This is a genomic window from Zavarzinia sp., assembly GCF_041650655.1.
In the GTDB taxonomy this organism is placed as follows: domain Bacteria; phylum Pseudomonadota; class Alphaproteobacteria; order Zavarziniales; family Zavarziniaceae; genus Zavarzinia.
This window is the reverse complement of the sequence record NZ_JBAZKR010000018.1, coordinates 37,989-53,507: the sequence shown is the minus strand read 5'-3', so window position 1 is coordinate 53,507 and position 15,519 is coordinate 37,989. Positions and strand designations below refer to the sequence as shown.

The window sequence follows — 15,519 nt, the reverse complement described above, 5'->3', positions numbered from 1 at the left end:
CGCCACGTCCGCCTGATGGCGGCGCTACCCGCCTTCGGTTCGGGCCTGCGCGTCGCCGCCGCCGTGGCCCCGATCGGCGCCGTGGTCGGCGAATGGGTCGGCTCTTCGGGCGGCCTCGGCTACGTGATGCTGAACGCCAACGCGCGGGTGCAGACCGACGTCTGCTTCGCCGCCCTCTTCGTTCTCGCCCTGATGGCCGTGCTGCTCTGGCAGGCCGTCGATGTCGTCCTGCGCCGGGTCCTCTACTGGGTGCCCGACAGCGCCAAGTCCGCCTGAATCCATCGTAAGGCCTCAGTCCATCGTAAGGGGAGTATCCATGCTGAAACGTATCGTTGTCGGGACCATCGCCGCCGTCATGATGGTGCAGTCGGCCTATGCCGCCGAGAAGGTGACCGTCCTGCTGGACTGGTTCATCAACCCGGACCATGCGCCGATCCTGGTCGCCGAACAGATCGGCGCCTTCAAGGAAGCGGGCCTCGAGGTCGAGATCGTGCCGCCGGCCGATCCTTCGACGCCGCCCCGCCTGCTCGCCGCCAATCAGGCCGATATCGCGCTGAGCTACCAGCCGCAGCTCTATCTGCTGGCCAAGCAGGGCCTGCCGGTGGTCCGCGTCGGCACCCTGGTGTCGCAGCCGCTGAACTCGGTCGCCACCCTGTCCGACAGCGGCATCAAGACCATGGCCGATTTCAAGGGCAAGAAGATCGGCTATTCGGTCAGCGGCGTCGAGGAAGCGACCCTCGGCACCATGCTGCGCAACGCCGGCCTGGCGCTGGACGACGTCACCATGGTGAACGTCAACTTCCAGCTCGTCACCGCCCTGATGTCCCATCAGGTCGACGGCGTGATCGGCGCCTATCGTACCTTCGAGGCGACGGAGCTGCGCGAGAAGGGGCTCACCCCCGTGCTCTTCTTCCCCGAAGAGAACGGCGTACCGGCCTATGACGAGCTGATCATCCTGGCCCAGAAGGACCATGCCCACGATCCCAAGATCAAGAAATTCCTCGAAGCCCTGAAGAAGGGCACGGACTACCTCCTGGCCCATCCGACCGAGACCTGGACGGCCTTCGCCAAGGCCCATCCCGACCTCGACAACGACCTGAACCACACCGCCTGGATGGACACCCAGCCGGCCTTCGCGCGCGACCCGATGGCGCTCGACAAGGCCCGCTATGTCGCCTACGGCAAGTTCCTGCTCGAAGCCGGCCTGATCGACAAGGAATTGCCGGTCGAAGACTACGCGATCGAGCTGAAGTAATCCGTCATGACCCCCGACGCCCGACAAGATGCAAACGGCTGGCGCCTGCACCAGGACGGCGTCGGGGGCGTGATCGCCCGTTCCCGTACCAAGGGCCGCGGCCGCCCCGTCGTGCTGGTGCACGGCATCGGCCCCGGCACCATGGGTGCGGCCAATTTCGGCGCCGTGATGGAACCGCTGGCGGCCCGGGCCGAGGTCCATGTCCTGGACCTGATCGGCTTCGGCGCCTCCGACCAAAAGCCCGAAGCCCCCTATTTCGACGTCGCCCTGTGGGGCGAGCAGATCGACGCCGTGCTGGCCCGCACGGGTCCCGGTACCGTGTTGATCGGCAATTCGATCGGCGGTGCCCTCGCCTTCAAGGCCGCCGGCCGGAATGCCCTTTCCGCCGTCGTCTCGATCGGCTCGCCGCTCCGCCCCTTCGCGGTGCCCGAGGCGCTCCGCCGCTTCTGGACGGCACCTAAGACGCCGGCCGATCTCGCCGCCGCCATGGCGCCGATGACGGCGAGCGGCGCCCCACCCGCCCCCGCCCTGGTCGAGGCGCGCTTCGCCGCCTTCGCCGCCCCGGGCGAGGCCGCCCATTTCACCGCCATGCTGGCCGATCCCGCCGGCGCGATCGAGGCGGCCGCGGTGACGCCGGCGGAAGCCGCGGCGATCGCCTGCCCGATCACCGTGATCCACGGCCGGGACGACCGCGCCGTGCCCCTGGCCGAGGCCGCGCTTGCCTTCACCACCCTCCGGCCGGATGCCGACCTCGTCGTCTTCGGCCGTTGCGGCCACAATGTAACCTGGGAGCGGACAGCATCCCTTCTTGCCGTCCTCGATGCCGTGATCGCGGACTGATCATTCAGGAGTAACGGAAAAGATGAGCCATACTTTCGTCCGCTGCGGCACCCTGTTCACGGCCACTTCCGCCTTTCCCGACAAGGACCAGACCCTGGTCTTCGCCGGTGCCAAGCTGACCTATGTCGGGCCGACTGCAGAGGCGCCGCCGCCGCAGGCCGGCGACGCCGTGATCGATCACGGCAACCGCTTCGTCATGCCCGGCCTGATCGACGGCCATGTCCACATTTCCTACGGCCGCGCGCTGGGCGAGGAGGATCTCGACCTCTATGCCACCATGGAATTCCGCGCGATCCGCGCCCTCCATGCGGCGCAGAGTATGCTGCGCTGGGGCTTCACCTCGATCATTGATCCGGCCTGTTCCGGCCTGGTCTCGCCCTCGGTGCGCGACGCCATCGACTGCGGCCTCTACAAGGGCCCGCGCATCACGGCGGCGGGCAGGGCGCTGACCACGCACCAGGGCCTCTACGACTATTACCCGAGCTGGATCGGCGCCCCCGACGTCTCGACCGGCATCCTGGTCAAGTCGCGCGAGGAGACGATCCTCGAGATCCGCCGTCAGGCCAAGGACGGCGTCGACATGATCAAATTCGCCCTCGACGGCATCATGGGCGACCGCAAGCACGGTCTCTATGCCGCCTTCGACGAGGACGAGACCAAGGCCATGATCCGCGAGGCAAAGCGCCTGGGCCGCCGCGTCGGTATCCATGCCCGCGGCCGAGAAGCCGCCTATTACGCGGCCAAGCATGGCGCCGACATCATCTATCACGCCTCGCGCATCGACGGCGAGACGATCCGCGCCTGCCTCGATACCGGCTGCGCCATCAGTCCGTCCCTGCTGATGCTGGTGAACAACATCGAGTTCGCGCAGCCGCAGGACCCTTCCTATTCCTGGTGGCCGAACATCCAGCGGAAGGAACTGGCCTCCGCCCGGATCTGCATCGCCGAAGCCTTCCAGGCCGGCGTCCGCCTGATCAACGGCTCGGAGAGCGGCTTCGCCGTCACCCTCTACGGCGACTGGGCGGCACGCGAACTCGAGATTTCGCGCGATCTCCTGGGTCTCACGCCCGGCGAGGCACTGCTGACCGCCACCGCCAACCCGGCCCCCTATCTCCGCGGCGCCCCCGTGGGCACCTTGAAGGAAGGTCATATGGCGGATTTCCTGGTCCTGGACGCAAGCCCGATCGAGGACCTTTCGATCCTCCAGGACCCGAGCCATTTCGTCGAACTCCGCCTCGGCGGCGAAGTGGTCGACACGACGCCGCAACCCCAGCCCGGCCGCCATCCGAGCGAGCTGGCCCAGGGCATGTGGAACCGTCTCTATACCCGCGACTATACCGCCGGCCTGGCCCGGCAGCCCCTCGAACTGCAGACAGCGGCGGAGTGACCGCGATGACGACCGACGTCCAGAGCCTCTATCGCTGGCCCGCGGCGGATTGCACCCGCATCCCCTACGGCATGTACACGAACCCCGAGGTCTATGCCCTGGAACAGGAACGCGTCTTCCAGGGGCCGGTGTGGAACTACCTGGGGCTCGAAGCCGAGATTCCGAACGGCGGCGATTTCCGCACCATCGCGGTCGGCGATACGCCGGTGATCCTGAACCGCGACCGCAAGGGCCAGGTCCACGCCTTCGTCAATCGCTGCGCCCATCGCGGCGCCATCGTGCAGCGCCAGACCTGCGGCAACGCCCGCGCGCACATCTGCTGCTATCACCAATGGTGTTACAACCTGGAAGGCCGGCTGACCGGCGTGCCGTTCCAGCGCGGCATCGACGGAAAGGGCGGCCTGCCCGAGGATTTCGAGCGCAAGGAGCACGGCCTTCGCCCGCTCAGGGTGGCGATCCTGAACGGCGTCATCTTCGGCACCTTCGCCGATGAGATCGAACCCCTCGAAGACTATCTCGACAAGCCCTTCGCCGACCAGTTGCGGCGCCAGTTCAACCGGCCGATCAAGATCCTCGGCTATCAGCGCCAGCGCGTCTTCGGCAACTGGAAACTCTATACCGACAATCTGCGCGACCCCAACCATGGCGGCCTGCTGCACATGTTCCAGATCACCTTCGGCATCGCCCGCCTGAACCAGACAGGCGGCGCCAAGCTGGACAAGCGCGGCCGTCACAACATGTCCTGGGCGGCCCAGCAGATGGGCCAATTCGCCGAAGACGACGGCTATGCCGGGACCGAGCGGGGCGACACCAAGCTTCAGCTCAAGGACCCGACGCTGCTGCAATACCGCAAGGAATATCCGGACGATTACAACCTGACCATCGCCTCGATCTTCCCCAACTGCATCTTCCAGCAGATCGGCAATACGCTGGCCGTTCGCCAGATCCGCACCAAGTCGGCCGGCGAATTCGAGATCTTCTGGACCTTCTATGGTTACGCCGACGATTCCGCCGAGATGGATGCCCACCGGCTTCGCATGTCGAACCTGGTCGGCCCCGCCGGCCTCGTCTCGATGGAGGACGGCGAGGCGATCCGGATCGTCCACGAGGCGATCCTGGGCAGCGAGAATGAACATGCCATCGTCGAATTCGGCGGCCGCGGCCCGGTCACCGACCAGGCGACCCTGATCACCGACGTGCCGATGCGCGGATTCTGGCTCTACTACTGCGAACTCATGGGTATCGAACCCGGAAAGGCGGCGTGATGTTGGTGCGCGAAAGGATCTTCGAGATCGAAGCCCTGCTCGAGACCCATTGCCGCCTGATCGACGAGGACCGGCTCGAGGAATGGCTCGACCTCTTCACCGAGGATGCGCGCTACGAGATCGTCTCGCGCGAGAATGTGGCGCTCGGCCTGCCGCTGCCGCTCATGCTGTGCGAGAACAAGAACATGATGCGGGACCGCATCGTCTCGCTCCGGAACGCCAATATCTACAATCTCCATACCGACAGGCACATCCTCTCCCTGCCGCGGATCGAGATGGAGGACGACGGCTCGTTCCGGGTCACCACGAATTACTCGCTGTTCCAGACCAACCCCGAGGGCGTGACCGTGCTGTTCAGCGTCGGCTGCTATCACGACCATGTGGTGCGCGGCGAAACCGGCCTGCAATTCCGGGGCAAGAAGGTGATCACCGATACGGGCGCCGTGCTCTCCCTGCTGGCGACGCCGATCTGACCCCACCCCGCAGCCCCGACAAGGAACCGCCATGTCCGATCGCCGGATGCACCTCGGCCTCTTCGTGCTGAACACCGGGCATCACATCGCCTCCTGGCGCCACCCGGGGACGCGGCCGGCAGCGCAGCCGCCCTTCGCGGAATTGCTGAAGGTGGCGAAGACCGCCGAGCGCGGGTTGTTCGACGTCTTCTTCCTGGCGGATTCGGCGGCGGTACCCGACATGCCGCCGGAGATCCTGGCCCGGACCGACCGCATGGCCTTCATCGAGCCGGCCACCACGGCGGCCGCGATCGCCGCCGGGACCGAGAAGATCGGCCTGGTGATCACCCAGAACACGACCTACGACCATCCCTATTATGTGGCCCGGCGCGTGCTTTCGATCGACCATATTTCGGGCGGACGCATGGGCTGCAATTTCGTCACCGGGGTCAGCCGGGGCGAGGCGCGCAACTTCGGCCATGACGACCTGCCGCCGCACGCGGAGCGTTACGAGCGGGCGGCGGAATTCTGCGATGTCGCCCTCGGCCTGTGGGACAGCTACGACCCGGACGCCTATCTGATCGACCGCGCTTCCGGCCGCTTCATGGACCCTTCCGGCATCCATGTGCTGGACCACCGGGGCAAGCATTTCGCCGTGCGCGGGCCGCTCAACGTCGGCCCCTCGCCCCAGGGAAGGCCGGTAGTGGTACAGGCCGGCGGCTCCGAGGCGGGGCGGGCCCTGGCCGCCCGCACCGCCGACATGGTCTACAGCGTGCAGGGCGACCTGACGGAAGCGGTCGCCTTCGCCGACGACCTCCGCAACCGCCTGGTCGCCGCCGGCCGCGCGCCCGACGCCCTGAAGATCATGCCCGGGCTCCTCGCCTTCGTCGGCCGCACGCGGGCGGAAGCGGAAGACAAGTTCGGCGCATTGCAATCCCTGCTCGATCCGACCCTGGCCGTCGCCTTCCTGCAGATGCTGGTCGGGCGCGATGTCGACCTGTCGCGTTACCGGCTGGACGAAACCCTGCCCCAGGACCTGACCACCAATTTCGGCTCGACCCAATTGAAAATCCTGCAGCAGGCGACCCGAACCAAGGGCATGACGCTGGCCGAGCTGGCGCGCCACGCCGTCGGTGCCCGGGGCCACTGGATGGTCTGCGGCACCGCGGCCGATATCGCCGACCAGATGGAGGAACGCTTCCGCGCCGGCGCCGCCGACGGCTTCAACCTGATGCCGGCGACGATCCCCGGCGGGGTCGAGGATTTCGTCGACATGGTGGTGCCGGAATTGCAGCGCCGCGGCCTGTTCCGCACCCGCTACGAGGGCGACACCCTGCGCGACCACCTGGGCCTGCCGCGTCCCGCGTCGCGCTGGGCGCCCCCCGCTGAAATGCGCGCCTGAAGGATGGAGAAATGACGATGGAACGCCGCGAGATCATGGTCGCCGGCAAGGGGGCGCCGGTCTCCCACTATTGCGACGCGGTGGTGCAGGATGGCTGGGTCTTCGCCTCCGGCGTGATCCCGGTCGATGCGTCGGGCGCCCTGGTCGGCGGCGACAATCCCGCCGCCCAGGCGGAGGAAGTGTTCCGCCAGCTCGCCCTGGTGCTGGACGCGGCCGGCAGCTCGATCGCCGAGATCGCCAAGGTCACGATCTTTCTCACCCATATCGGCGACCGCGTCGCCATCAATCCGATCCGCCAGGCCTGGTTCCGGCGCGCGAAGCCGGCCAGCACCCTGGTCGAAGTGAGCGCCCTGGTGCATCCAGGCGCGCGGATCGAAATCGAGGCGATCGCCAGAATCGCCCCCATCCGTCAGTGACCAGAGGACCCGTTTCCATGCGCAGCATCACCTATCCCCTCGCGGTCGAGGGCGTCGTCACCCGTGTCATCGAATGCGGCAAGGGGCCGGCGGTCGTCTTCGTCCATGGCCTGGGCGCGCGCTGCGACCGTTTCGCCGAGACCGTGGCCCGTTACGGCAACAAGGGCTTCCGCGCCATCACCTATGACCTGCCGGGTCACGGCCTGGCGCAGAAGGGGGCCGGCGGCCCGGCCGACGTGCCGGCCCTGGCGCGCTATCTGCTGGCCCTGCTCGATGCGCTGGAGATCGAGACCGCGATCCTGGTCGGCACGTCCCTGGGCGGCCATATCGCCGCCTATGCCGCGACCCTGGCGCCTGCGCGCGTGCCCGGCCTCGGCCTGATCGGCGCCCTCGGCATCGCGCCCATGGCGATCGAGACCGCCCGCGGCATCCAGCGGAACGTGAAAGCGACCTCGATCGCCGAAATCACCGGCAAGCTGCAATTCGTCATCGCCGATCCCGCCCTGGTCACGCCCGAGCTGATCGAGGAGGAATGGCGCATCAACACCTCGCCCGGCGCCAACGAGAGCTTCGTCCGCCTCGGCAATTATCTGGTCGACGGGATCGAGAAGGATTATGTGGCGGAGAAGCTCGCCGCCCTCTATCCGCCGGAAAAGCTCCTGCTGATCTGGGGCGCCCTGGACAAGGCGGTTCCCCTCTCGGTCGGCGAGGAATGCCGGACGTTGCTGAAGGGCCCGGAACTCGCCCTGGTCGAGGGTGCCGGCCACGCCCCCTATTTCGAGCAGCCGGAGCGTTTCGACGCCGTGCTCGAACCCTTCCTGGCCGGCCTGGCCTGATTGCGAGGCCGGGGCGGCCATGGTGCCCGCCCCGGCCCGCCTTCAGGACGCGACCCTGTACGTCCGCGCCGAGGCCCAGATCAATCCTGTTCCGCGGCGAAATCGGCCCGCGCCTTGCGCGCCGTCCGGAAGGCCTCGACACCGGCAGGGATGCCGCAATAGACGGCGATCTGGATCAGCGCGGCGCGCAATTCGTCATCGGTCAGGCCGTTGCGCAACGCGCCCTTGAAGTGGATCTCGAACTCGTGCATCCGGCCGAGGGCGGCGGTCATGCCGAGGTTCAACAGGCTGCGCTGCTTGCGGTCCAGGCTCTCGTCGGTCCAGCACAGACCCCAGCAATATTCGCCGACGACATCCTGAAACGGCTTGGAGAAGTCGTCGGCCCCGGCCAGCGCCCGGTCGACATAGTCGTCGCCCAGCACCGCCCGGCGTACCGCCATGCCGCGCTCGCGCAGTTCATCGTCCATCGTTCGTCCCTTTCCTTCAGGCCCCAGCCGCAGCGGCTTCGAGCTCGGCGAGCAGGCGGTCGGCAATGGCGGCCGCCTCGGCCAGATGCTCGCGGCAGGCGGCGGCGGCCCGCGCCGGATCCCGCGCCCGGATCGCCTCGTAGATCGCCCGCAAGCGCGCCGGCCCGGTGACCGCCCGCCCCGTCGACGCGGTGGTCATGGCCCGCAGCCGGCTGATCCGGCCGTTCAGGCGCTGCACCACCTCCCAGGCGACATGCTTGCCGCCGCTGAGGAAGATCACTTCGTAGAACCGGGTCGAGGCGTGCAGGGTTGCGCGCGGGTCGCCCTTGGCGAAAGCGGCCTCGATATTGTCCAGCGCCTCCCCCAGCGCCGCCACTGCCGCCGCGTCCGCCCGCTCGGCGCAGGCAGCGACGGCGGCCGCTTCGAGCAACGTGCGGATCTCGTAGATCTCGGCGGCGCTGGCCCGGTCGAGGATGGCGACGATCGGCCCCTGCTTCGATTTGGTGTCGACCAGCCCCTCCGTCTCGAGGTGACGCAGGACTTCCCGCACCACCGAGCGGCTGACGTCCAGGCGCTCGCACAGGGTGCGTTCCACCAGCCGTTCTCCCGGCTTGAAGCGCAGATCGATGATGGCCGCCCGCATGCGCTCCAGCGCCAATTCGCGGAGCGTGCGGGGCGGACGGTCGATCCGCAGCACATCGGCATCATCGCCCCGGTCTTCGAGTGCAGGTTGCGTCTGGTCCGTCATGCTCCGGTTATAGCCCGTCAAAGAGGCCCTCCCCAAGTATCGTCGCCACGGCTTCCGGTTCGGTGGTCGGCAAAAGACCGTTGACACATGTCTGTTGGTATACCGTAAGATCATCGGACAAGATAGCGTAAACGAGAGACCACCATGCCGCTTCAGATCCGCAAGACCGTGCTCTACCGGGAGACGACCCTGATCGAGGGCGGGCGGGCTGCGGCGCGGCCCCTGCAGCTCATCGCCGCCGCCGCGGTGGTCACCAGCCCCTGGGCCGGGCGCGGCTTCGTCGAGGACCTGAAGCCCGAGATCAGTGCGGCGGCCCCGGTGCTCGGCGAGTTGCTGACTGGCATGATCCTGGACGCCGCCGGCTCCGGCGACGCGGTCGAAGGCTACGGCAAAGCCGCCATCGTCGGCACCGACGGCGAGGTCGAGCACGCCTCGGCCCTCATCCACACGCTTCGCTTCGGCAATCATTACCGGCACGCCGTCGGGGCGAAGAGCTACCTCTCCTTCACCAACATCCGCGGACCGGCCAATGCGCCGATCATGATCCCTCTGATGGACAAGAACGACGCCGGCCGCCGGTCCCACTACCTCACCATCCATTTCTCGATCACCGATGCCCCTGCCCCGGACGAGATCGTGATCGCACTGGGGGCCTCCATCGGCGGCCGCCCGCATCACCGGATCGGCGACCGCTATCAGGACCTCGAGGAACTCGGGCATGACCACGACAATCCCGCGGCCGTCTAGGACCGCGCGCGGCACCGCCTGTTTCGAGCGGGGCGCAGGCAGCCCGATCGTGTTCATCCACGGCGTCGGCATGAATGCCGAGGCCTGGGAACCGCAGATGGACTTCTTCGCCGCCGATCACCGGGTGATCGCGCTCGACATGCCCGGCCATGGCGAGACCCCCCCGCTGCCGGGCACGCCCGGCCTCGACGACTATGTCGCCTGGGCAGCGGCCGCGATCGAGGACCTGGGCGCGGCGCCCTGCGACCTGGTCGGCCATTCGATGGGCGGCCTGATCGTCACGGGTCTCGCCCTCGCCCGCCCCGATCTCGTGTCCCGGGTCGCGGCCCTCAACGCCGTCTACGACCGGGAGGATGCGGCCCGCGCCGCCGTGCAGGCCCGGGCCGCGGAAATCGTGGCGAGCGGCGACGCCGGCGACGTGGAAGCCCCCCTCCGCCGCTGGTTCGGGGCCACTGCCGAGCCCCGGCATCGGGCCCTGGTCGAGCGGGTCCGAGGGTGGCTGGCCGCCGTGCCGCCGGCAGGTTACGCCACCGCCTACCAGGTTTTCGCCATCAGCGACCGCGCCCATGTCGGCCGCCTGCCTGGGCTCGCCTGTCCGGCCCTGTTCCTGACCGGCGAACTGGACCCCAATTCGACTCCGGCCATGAGCGAGGCCATGGCCGACGCAGCCCCTTTCGGCCGGGCCGTGATCATGGCCGGGGAGCGCCACATGCTCAATCTCACCGCGCCAGCGGAAACCAATCGAATCCTGGCCGAGCATTTCGCCCGGCCGCTTCAAGCGATCCGGCAACCGGCGGGACGCTGATCCGATCCCGACCGAGGAGTTCGACGACCATGGCCATGACCTTCTCTCTCTTCGTGCATATGGAACGGTTCGATCCGAACCAGAGCCACGACGAGATCTACGAGCAGTTCATCGAACTCTGCACCATGGCCGACGCCGGCGGCTTCGAAATGATCTGGGTGGGCGAGCACCATGCGATGGACTTCACCATCGCGCCCAATCCCTTCGTCCAGATCGCCGACCTCGCCCATCGCACCCACCGGGTCCGGCTCGGCACTTCGTCGATCGTCGCCCCCTTCTGGCACCCGATCAAGGCCGCGGGCGAAGCCGCGATCACCGACATCATCACTGGCGGCCGCCTGGAACTGGGCATCGCCCGGGGCGCCTATTCCTTCGAATACGAACGCCTGCTGCCCGGGCTGGACGCCAAGGAAGCGGGGCTGCGGATGCGCGAGCTGGTACCGACCCTGCGACCGCTCTGGGCCGGCAACTACACCCACGACGGCCATTACTGGAAATTCCCGAAATCGAGCTCGGCGCCGAAACCCCTGCAGGACCAGGGACCGCCGATCTGGATCGCTGCGCGTGATCCCGCCAGTCACAAGTTCGCGGTCGAAAGCGGCTGTAACGTCCAGGTGACGCCTCTCGGCCTCGGCGACGAGGAAGTCGTCAGCCTGATGGAGCGCTTCAATACCGCCTGCGCCAACGCCCCGCAGGTGAAGCGCCCGAAGATCATGGTCTGCCGGCACCTCTTCACCGGCGAGACCGAGGCTGAACTCGAACAGGCCGGCCGAGACCTCAGCCGTTTCTATTGTACTTTCGACGCCTGGTTCAAGAACCAGCGGCCGGTCGACCACGGCATCATCGAGCCGATGACCGATGCGGATTGCGCCACCCTGCCCCAATACGCGCCCGAGAAGATGCGCGCCAACAACATCGTCGGCACGCCCGACGAGGTGATCACGCGCCTGAAACAATATGAAGCCTGGGGTTACGATCAGTTCAGCTACTGGATCGACACCGGCATGTCGCACGCGGTGAAGAAGAAGGCCCTCGCCCGCTTCATCGACCGCGTCCTGCCCGCCTTCGCGTGAGGACCGCCATGACCCGCTTCCAGCTCTATATCGACGGCTGTTTCGAGGATGGTGCGCGCCGCTTCGACAGCCTGGATCCCGCGACCGGCGCCCCCTGGGCCGACATGCCGGCGGCCGGCGCCGCCGATGTCGACCGGGCCGTGTGCGCCGCCCATCGCGCCTTGACCGAACCCGCCTGGGCCGGCCTGACCCCGACCCAGCGCGGCAAGCTGATCCAGCGGCTCGCCGACCTGCTCGCCCGCGACGCCCAGTCCCTGGCCGAGATCGAGACCGCCGACACCGGCAAGATCATCCGCGAGACTTCGGCCCAAGTCGGTTACACCGCCGATTACTATCGCTACTTCGCCGGTCTCGCCGACAAGATCGAAGGCAGCCACCTGCCGATCGACAAGCAGGACATGGAAGTCTGGCTGCGGCGCGAGCCGATCGGCGTCGTCGCGGCCGTGGTGCCGTGGAATTCCCAGCTCTTCCTCGCCGCCGTGAAGCTCGGCCCGGCGCTCGCCGCTGGTTGCACCGTCGTCCTCAAAGCGTCGGAGGACGCTCCCGGGCCGTCGCTCGCCTTTGCCCGCCTGGTCCACGAGGCCGGCTTCCCGCCCGGCGTGATCAATGTGATCACCGGCTTCGGCGACGAATGCGGCGGCACGCTCACCCGCCATCCCCTGGTCGCCCGCATCGCCTTCACCGGCGGCCCCGAGACCGCGCGCCGGGTGGTGCATAATTCGGCGGACAATCTCGCCTATACGACCCTGGAGTTGGGCGGCAAGTCGCCGGTCCTGGTCTTCGACGACGTCAATGTCGAGAGTGTCACCAATGGCGTCGTCGCCGGTATTTTCGCCGCGACCGGCCAGAGCTGCGTCGCCGGTTCCCGCCTGCTCGTCCAGCGCGGCGTGAAGGACCGCTTCCTCACCCGCCTGATCGAAAAGGCCGAGGCGATCCGGATCGGCGATCCCCGGCTGATGGAGACAGAGATCGGCCCCCTCGCCACCGCGCGGCAACGCGAGCGGATCGAGACCGTGGTCGCCCAGAGCATCGCCGGCGGCGCCCAGCTGCTGACCGGCGGCGCGCGGCCCGGGGGGCTGTCGGGCTTCTATTACCAGCCGACCATCCTCGACTGTTCGCAGGCGCCCAAGGCCGCCAGCCTGGCCCAGGAATTGTTCGGCCCCGTGCTCTCGGTCCAGACCTTCGACACCGAGGAAGAGGCGGTGCGGCTCGCCAATGACACCGCCTTCGGCCTCGCCGCCGGCGTGTTCACCACCCATGTCGGCCGGGCGCACCGGATGATCCGGGCGCTCCGCTCCGGAATCGTCTGGGTCAATACCTATCGCGCCGTCTCGCCCATCGCGCCTTTCGGCGGTTATGGCCAGTCCGGTCTCGGCCGCGAGGGCGGACTGCAGTCTGTGCTCGACTACACCCGCACCAAGACGGTCTGGGTCCGCACCAGCGACGATCCGATCCCCGACCCCTTCGTGATGCGGTGACGGCGATGATCTACGAGATGCGCAGCTATTGCCTGAGGAACGGCACCGTTCCCGAATACCTGAAGGTGGTCGAGGAAAAGGGCATCGCCATCCAGAGACGCCACCTCGGCGAACTGGTGGGTTACTTCTTCTCCGAGATCGGCCCCTTGAATCAGATCGTGCACCTCTGGGCTTTCCCGAGCCTCGACGAGCGCGAGCGCCGCCGGGCCGCCCTGATGGCCGACCCGGCCTGGCGCGACTTCCTGCCCTCGATCCGCGACCTGATCGTCGAGGGCGAGAACAAGATCCTGAAACCGGCCCCGTTCTCGCCCCTGGGTGGGACGAGGCCGATCCCACAACCATAATCGGATGGAACGCCGTTTCGACACTGGACCGCTGGAGAAGACGACATGATGAAGAAATTGATGCTCGCCGGTCTGATGGCCGCGGCTTTCACCCTTCCGGCCGAGGCCGAACAACTGGTCTTCACCAGTTGGGGCGGCACCACCCAGGACGCGCAGCGCGACGCCTGGGCCAAGCCCTTCACCGCCGAGACCGGCATCCCCGTGCTGATGGACGGCCCGACCGACTACGGCAAGCTGAAGGCCATGGTCGAGAGCGGCAACGTAAGCTGGAACGTCGTCGACGTCGAATTCGACTTCGCCGTCCAGGCCGCCCGCGACGGCCTGATCGAGCCGATCGACTTCTCGGTCGTCAAGCGTGACGAACTCGATCCCCGCTTCACCACCGACCATGCGGTTGGCAGTTTCTATTTCTCTTTCGTCATCGGCTACAACGCCGACAATCTGAAGGAGGCGCCGAAGACCTGGGCTGACGTCTTCGACACCAAGAGGTTCCCCGGCAAGCGCACCTTCTACAAATGGTCGACCCCGGGCACCCTCGAGATCGCCCTGCTCGCGGACGGCGTCCCGCCCGAGAAGCTCTATCCGCTCGATCTCGACCGGGCCTTCGCCAAGCTCGACACCATCAAGGACCAGATCGTGTGGTGGGGCACCGGCGCCCAGTCGCAGCAATTGCTCGCCTCGGGTGAGGTGAACCTCGGCCAGTTCTGGAACGGCCGCATCTTCGCCCTGCAGAAGACCGGCGTGAACGCCCAGATGTCGTGGGAGCAGAACGTCGCCGCCGCCGACGCCCTGGTGGTGCCGAAGGGCGCCCCGAACAAGGACAAGGCGATGGCCTTCCTCGCCATGGCGACCAGCGCCAAGGGCCAGGCCGACATGGCCGCCGCCAGCGGCTATGCCCCGGTCAACGTGAAGTCGGACGCGCTCATGGACGAGGCGATCCGTGCCACCCTGCCCGGTGCCCATGCCGCCCTCCGTGTCGATGTCGACATGAAGTATTGGGCGGAGCATCGTGACGAGATCGCCACGCGCTGGTACGCCTGGCAGTCGAAGTAATCACCAAGGGCTCCCCTCCTGCGTCGGCGCCACCTGCCTTCGAGCGGGCGGACCGGCCAGGCGGGGAGCCGCCCCGATCCGGGGGCCTGCGATGGCGGGAGCGCGTGGATGACCAGAGACCTCGATTGGAAGAACCTGCGGCTGGCGGTGCCCGCGCTCGCCTTGCTCGCGGTCTTCTTCGTCGTCCCTGTCGTCACCCTACTGCTGCGCAGCGTGACGGAGCCGGAACCCGGCCTCGGCAATTACGCCGAGCTTCTGGCGACGCCGACCTACGGCCGCGTCCTCTTCAACACGTTCCTGGTCTCGACCATCGTCACCCTGGTCACCCTGCTGCTGGCCTATCCGGTCGCCTGGATGCTGGCGATCATGCCGCAACCCCTCGGCCGGATCGTCTTCGGCGTGGTCGTGCTCTCGATGTGGACCAATCTGCTCGCCCGCACCTACGCCTGGATGGTGCTGCTCCAGCGCACCGGCGTGATCAACAAATGGCTGATGGCGGCGGGCCTGATCGACGAGCCCCTGCCCCTCGTGAACAATCTGGTCGGGGTTACCATCGGCATGGTCTACATCATGCTGCCCTTCATGATCCTGCCGCTGCAGACGACCCTGCGGGCGATCGACCCCGCCGTGTTGCAGGCGGCGTCCCTGTGCGGCGCGACCCGCCTGCAATCCTTCGTCCGGGTGCTGCTGCCCTTGTCCCTGCCCGGGATCGCGGCCGGCGGCATCATGGTCTTCGTCATGTCGCTCGGCTATTTCGTGACCCCCGCCCTGCTCGGCGGTACGGCCAACATGATGCTGGCGGAATTCATCGCCCAACTGGTGCAGACCTTCCTGAACTGGGGCCTGGGCGCGGCCGCCGCCTTCATCCTGCTCGTCGTCACGCTCGGCATCTATGCGCTGCAGCTGCGCTTCGTCGGCGACGGCCTGCCCGGCAGGGTCAAGGGGTGACGC

The 15,519-nt window shown here is 67.5% G+C and carries 18 protein-coding genes; 16 read left to right on the top strand and 2 right to left on the bottom strand.

The features are described 5' to 3' along the window. From WC493_RS06120 to WC493_RS06080, 9 genes are all read left to right on the top strand, one after another. Nucleotides 1-276: ABC transporter permease (locus tag WC493_RS06120; RefSeq protein WP_373063599.1), on the top strand; the 276-nt coding region annotated here is incomplete at its 5' end. Between the two features lie 40 nt (nucleotides 277-316). After that, nucleotides 317-1,255: an ABC transporter substrate-binding protein gene (locus WC493_RS06115; protein ID WP_373063597.1), complete on the top strand. Its 939-nt coding sequence runs from the start codon at nucleotides 317-319 to the stop codon at nucleotides 1,253-1,255. 6 nt (nucleotides 1,256-1,261) lie between these two features. Then, a complete protein-coding gene (locus WC493_RS06110; protein ID WP_373063595.1) occupies nucleotides 1,262-2,095 on the top strand; it encodes an alpha/beta fold hydrolase in 834 nt (277 codons plus the stop codon). 22 nt (nucleotides 2,096-2,117) lie between these two features. Then, nucleotides 2,118-3,482, top strand: coding sequence for an amidohydrolase family protein (locus WC493_RS06105; RefSeq protein WP_373063593.1), 1,365 nt, complete (start codon nucleotides 2,118-2,120; stop codon nucleotides 3,480-3,482). Between the two features lie 5 nt (nucleotides 3,483-3,487). After that, entirely contained in the window at nucleotides 3,488-4,747 is a 1,260-nt protein-coding gene (locus WC493_RS06100) for a Rieske 2Fe-2S domain-containing protein (protein WP_373063591.1), read from the top strand. Next, nucleotides 4,747-5,220: a nuclear transport factor 2 family protein gene (locus tag WC493_RS06095; protein ID WP_373063589.1), complete on the top strand. Its 474-nt coding sequence runs from the start codon at nucleotides 4,747-4,749 to the stop codon at nucleotides 5,218-5,220. Before WC493_RS06100 ends, WC493_RS06095 begins: the two co-directional genes overlap by 1 nt. 31 nt (nucleotides 5,221-5,251) lie before the next feature. Continuing rightward, nucleotides 5,252-6,601 (top strand): LLM class flavin-dependent oxidoreductase, encoded by a 1,350-nt coding sequence (locus tag WC493_RS06090; RefSeq protein ID WP_373063587.1) that lies wholly within the window; start codon nucleotides 5,252-5,254, stop codon nucleotides 6,599-6,601. Between the two features lie 11 nt (nucleotides 6,602-6,612). Continuing rightward, on the top strand, nucleotides 6,613-7,017 hold the full coding sequence (locus WC493_RS06085; RefSeq protein ID WP_373063585.1) for a RidA family protein: 405 nt from the start codon (nucleotides 6,613-6,615) through the stop codon (nucleotides 7,015-7,017). Between the two features lie 17 nt (nucleotides 7,018-7,034). Beyond that, nucleotides 7,035-7,853, top strand: coding sequence for an alpha/beta fold hydrolase (locus tag WC493_RS06080; protein WP_373063583.1), 819 nt, complete (start codon nucleotides 7,035-7,037; stop codon nucleotides 7,851-7,853). A gap of 80 nt (nucleotides 7,854-7,933) precedes the next feature. On the opposite strand, the gene WC493_RS06075 is transcribed toward WC493_RS06080, so the two are convergent. Beyond that, the gene (locus WC493_RS06075) at nucleotides 7,934-8,320 is read right to left on the bottom strand and encodes a carboxymuconolactone decarboxylase family protein (protein ID WP_373063581.1); all 387 of its coding nucleotides are present in this window, start codon (nucleotides 8,318-8,320) and stop codon (nucleotides 7,934-7,936) included. Between the two features lie 16 nt (nucleotides 8,321-8,336). Next, nucleotides 8,337-9,068, bottom strand: a complete 732-nt coding sequence (locus tag WC493_RS06070) for a GntR family transcriptional regulator (protein ID WP_373063579.1) — start codon at nucleotides 9,066-9,068, stop codon at nucleotides 8,337-8,339. A gap of 144 nt (nucleotides 9,069-9,212) precedes the next feature. Between WC493_RS06070 and WC493_RS06065 the strand changes: the two genes are divergently transcribed. The 7 genes from WC493_RS06065 to WC493_RS06035 all read left to right on the top strand — a co-directional run bounded on the left by WC493_RS06065 (nucleotide 9,213) and on the right by WC493_RS06035 (nucleotide 15,516). Beyond that, nucleotides 9,213-9,815 carry an amino acid synthesis family protein gene (locus tag WC493_RS06065; RefSeq protein WP_373063577.1) on the top strand — a complete coding sequence of 201 codons (603 nt, stop codon included), beginning with the start codon at nucleotides 9,213-9,215 and terminating at the stop codon, nucleotides 9,813-9,815. Continuing rightward, complete coding sequence (locus WC493_RS06060) at nucleotides 9,787-10,620, top strand: alpha/beta fold hydrolase (protein ID WP_373063575.1); 834 nt, start codon at nucleotides 9,787-9,789, stop codon at nucleotides 10,618-10,620. The genes WC493_RS06065 and WC493_RS06060 overlap by 29 nt, the downstream gene beginning before the upstream one ends. Nucleotides 10,621-10,649: 29 nt before the next feature. Then, entirely contained in the window at nucleotides 10,650-11,693 is a 1,044-nt protein-coding gene (locus WC493_RS06055) for an LLM class flavin-dependent oxidoreductase (protein ID WP_373063573.1), read from the top strand. Between the two features lie 8 nt (nucleotides 11,694-11,701). Continuing rightward, nucleotides 11,702-13,171 (top strand): aldehyde dehydrogenase, encoded by a 1,470-nt coding sequence (locus WC493_RS06050; protein WP_373063571.1) that lies wholly within the window; start codon nucleotides 11,702-11,704, stop codon nucleotides 13,169-13,171. A gap of 5 nt (nucleotides 13,172-13,176) precedes the next feature. Further along, nucleotides 13,177-13,515 carry an NIPSNAP family protein gene (locus tag WC493_RS06045; RefSeq protein WP_373063569.1) on the top strand — a complete coding sequence of 113 codons (339 nt, stop codon included), beginning with the start codon at nucleotides 13,177-13,179 and terminating at the stop codon, nucleotides 13,513-13,515. Nucleotides 13,516-13,560: 45 nt separating this feature from the next. Then, nucleotides 13,561-14,568, top strand: coding sequence for an ABC transporter substrate-binding protein (locus WC493_RS06040; RefSeq protein WP_373063567.1), 1,008 nt, complete (start codon nucleotides 13,561-13,563; stop codon nucleotides 14,566-14,568). A gap of 108 nt (nucleotides 14,569-14,676) precedes the next feature. Beyond that, nucleotides 14,677-15,516, top strand: coding sequence for an ABC transporter permease (locus tag WC493_RS06035; protein ID WP_373063565.1), 840 nt, complete (start codon nucleotides 14,677-14,679; stop codon nucleotides 15,514-15,516). Nucleotides 15,517-15,519 lie beyond the last annotated feature (3 nt).

Excerpts from the sequence above, each read along its gene's own strand:
- WC493_RS06095 (WP_373063589.1), top strand. The coding sequence starts at position 4,747 with ATGTTGGTGCGCGAAAGGATCTTCGAGATCGAAGCCCTGCTCGAGACC.
- WC493_RS06115 (WP_373063597.1), top strand. The coding sequence starts at position 317 with ATGCTGAAACGTATCGTTGTCGGGACCATCGCCGCCGTCATGATGGTG.
- WC493_RS06035 (WP_373063565.1), top strand. The coding sequence starts at position 14,677 with ATGACCAGAGACCTCGATTGGAAGAACCTGCGGCTGGCGGTGCCCGCG.
- WC493_RS06060 (WP_373063575.1), top strand. The coding sequence starts at position 9,787 with ATGACCACGACAATCCCGCGGCCGTCTAGGACCGCGCGCGGCACCGCC.
- WC493_RS06085 (WP_373063585.1), top strand. The coding sequence starts at position 6,613 with ATGACGATGGAACGCCGCGAGATCATGGTCGCCGGCAAGGGGGCGCCG.
- WC493_RS06045 (WP_373063569.1), top strand. The coding sequence starts at position 13,177 with ATGATCTACGAGATGCGCAGCTATTGCCTGAGGAACGGCACCGTTCCC.
- WC493_RS06070 (WP_373063579.1), bottom strand. The coding sequence starts at position 9,068 with ATGACGGACCAGACGCAACCTGCACTCGAAGACCGGGGCGATGATGCC.
- WC493_RS06065 (WP_373063577.1), top strand. The coding sequence starts at position 9,213 with ATGCCGCTTCAGATCCGCAAGACCGTGCTCTACCGGGAGACGACCCTG.
- WC493_RS06055 (WP_373063573.1), top strand. The coding sequence starts at position 10,650 with ATGGCCATGACCTTCTCTCTCTTCGTGCATATGGAACGGTTCGATCCG.
- WC493_RS06050 (WP_373063571.1), top strand. The coding sequence starts at position 11,702 with ATGACCCGCTTCCAGCTCTATATCGACGGCTGTTTCGAGGATGGTGCG.
- WC493_RS06090 (WP_373063587.1), top strand. The coding sequence starts at position 5,252 with ATGTCCGATCGCCGGATGCACCTCGGCCTCTTCGTGCTGAACACCGGG.
- WC493_RS06110 (WP_373063595.1), top strand. The coding sequence starts at position 1,262 with ATGACCCCCGACGCCCGACAAGATGCAAACGGCTGGCGCCTGCACCAG.
- WC493_RS06100 (WP_373063591.1), top strand. The coding sequence starts at position 3,488 with ATGACGACCGACGTCCAGAGCCTCTATCGCTGGCCCGCGGCGGATTGC.
- WC493_RS06075 (WP_373063581.1), bottom strand. The coding sequence starts at position 8,320 with ATGGACGATGAACTGCGCGAGCGCGGCATGGCGGTACGCCGGGCGGTG.
- WC493_RS06040 (WP_373063567.1), top strand. The coding sequence starts at position 13,561 with ATGATGAAGAAATTGATGCTCGCCGGTCTGATGGCCGCGGCTTTCACC.
- WC493_RS06105 (WP_373063593.1), top strand. The coding sequence starts at position 2,118 with ATGAGCCATACTTTCGTCCGCTGCGGCACCCTGTTCACGGCCACTTCC.
- WC493_RS06080 (WP_373063583.1), top strand. The coding sequence starts at position 7,035 with ATGCGCAGCATCACCTATCCCCTCGCGGTCGAGGGCGTCGTCACCCGT.